Source organism: Streptomyces sp. NPDC059567 (assembly GCF_042735655.1).
In the GTDB taxonomy this organism is placed as follows: Bacteria; Actinomycetota; Actinomycetes; order Streptomycetales; family Streptomycetaceae; genus Streptomyces.
Window position 1 is genome coordinate 63,122 of sequence record NZ_JBHWBS010000028.1, and the last position, 1,560, is coordinate 64,681.

Genomic DNA, 1,560 nt, shown 5'->3' on the forward strand with positions numbered 1-1,560 from the left:
ATTTGTGTTCACACCCGCGGGGCCGGACCCCGAGACCCGGGGGGCGCCCCTCTCCTTTGTGGGCCCGGCCTGATCGAGCTGTGACATCCCCTAGGGGATGTCACAGCTCAGTGGCAAAGGAGCGCCCTGACAGCGGAAACGGGTACGTTCAAGGCGTGGCTGGATTCAGGAACGGACGCGGCCGGGACAACCGCCCCCCGCAACAACAACCGCAGCAGGCGCCGTACGGGTACAACGCGGCCCCGCCGCCCCACCCGCAGCAGCAGTGGGGCCGCCAGGCCCCGCAGGGCGGCGGTGGGTACGAGGGGGAGCCGGAGTACTTCGGGGACCCGTACGGGGCGCAGCAGCAACAGCAGCAGCACTACGCGGCGAACACGCCGGGGCACACGCAGATGTTCAGCGTGAACGAGGACCCGTACGGCGCCGGCGCGACGTACCAGGCGGGCAACGCCCCCGCGCCCACGGGCCCGCGGCTGCCCTGGAAGGCCCTGCTGAGCGGCATCGTGCTGCGCCCGGCGCCGACGTTCCTGCAGATGCGGGACCACGCGGTGTGGGGCCCCGCGCTGACCGTCACGTTCCTCTACGGACTGCTCGCGATCTTCGGCTTCGACAAGGCGCGCGACGAGGCGATCAACGCGACGCTGTCGACGGCGATCCCGTACGTCCTGATGACGGGCGTCGGCTTCGTCGTCGCCGGCCTGATCCTGGGCGCGGTCACGCACACCCTGGCCCGCCAGCTCGGCGGCGACGGCACGTGGCAGCCGACGGTGGGCCTGTCGATGCTGATCATGTCGATCACGGACGCGCCCCGCCTGGTCTTCGCGCTCTTCCTGGGCGGCGAGAACGGCCTGGTGCAGGTCATCGGCTGGATCACCTGGCTGGCGGCGGGCGCCCTGTTCACGACGATGGTGAGCCGCTCCCACGACCTGCCCTGGCCGAAGGCCCTGGGCGCGTCGGCGATCCAACTGGTGGCGCTGCTCAGCCTGATCAAGCTGGGCACGCTGTAACACGTACGGACAAGGAGAAGCCCCCCATCGCACGGCGGTGGGGGGCTTCTCCTCTGCTCGGCACTATCGAATACCAGCCATGGACAACGGTTGGCGGCCATTCCCGGCACCGCTTCCCTGATTTCGTTGACGTGTCATCGTCACGCAACAAAGATCGACACCGCTCCACCGCATGGACTCATTCTCAACTCGTTCAGAGGAGTTTTATGTCCGGCAAGCTTTCGCGCATAGCGGTGTTCTCGGCCGCGCTCGCCGCATTCGGAATGACGGGAGCTGTGTCGAGCACCGCTTCCGCCGCCCCCACGTCGATGCACTTCATCGCGCACTACAGCTCCGAGTCGCAGTGCCAGGGCGGCGGCGCGTACTACGTCCGCCACGGCTACTCGTCCTACTACTGTCTCCGCGAGTCCGCCGGCTGGGGCCTCTACGTCTGGGACTGACGCCCCCGCTTCCGACGGTTGGGGGGCCCCCCGGGGTGTCTCCGCCGGGGCCCCAAACGGCTTCGGCGCGGCTTCCCGCACGCGTCGTGGGCCTCTGCCACACCCGTTACCAC

General features: G+C 69.0%; 2 protein-coding genes. Both read left to right on the plus strand.

The features are described from left to right. Nucleotides 1–155 precede the first annotated feature (155 nt). Nucleotides 156–1,007 carry a Yip1 family protein gene (locus tag ACFVZW_RS15620; RefSeq protein WP_384521291.1) on the plus strand — a complete coding sequence of 284 codons (852 nt, stop codon included), beginning with the start codon at nt 156–158 and terminating at the stop codon, nt 1,005–1,007. Between the two features lie 206 nt (nt 1,008–1,213). Continuing rightward, nucleotides 1,214–1,447 (plus strand): hypothetical protein, encoded by a 234-nt coding sequence (locus ACFVZW_RS15625; RefSeq protein ID WP_384521294.1) that lies wholly within the window; start codon nt 1,214–1,216, stop codon nt 1,445–1,447. The last annotated feature ends 113 nt before the right edge of the window (nt 1,448–1,560 follow it).

Excerpts from the sequence above, each read along its gene's own strand:
- ACFVZW_RS15625 (WP_384521294.1), top strand. The coding sequence starts at position 1,214 with ATGTCCGGCAAGCTTTCGCGCATAGCGGTGTTCTCGGCCGCGCTCGCC.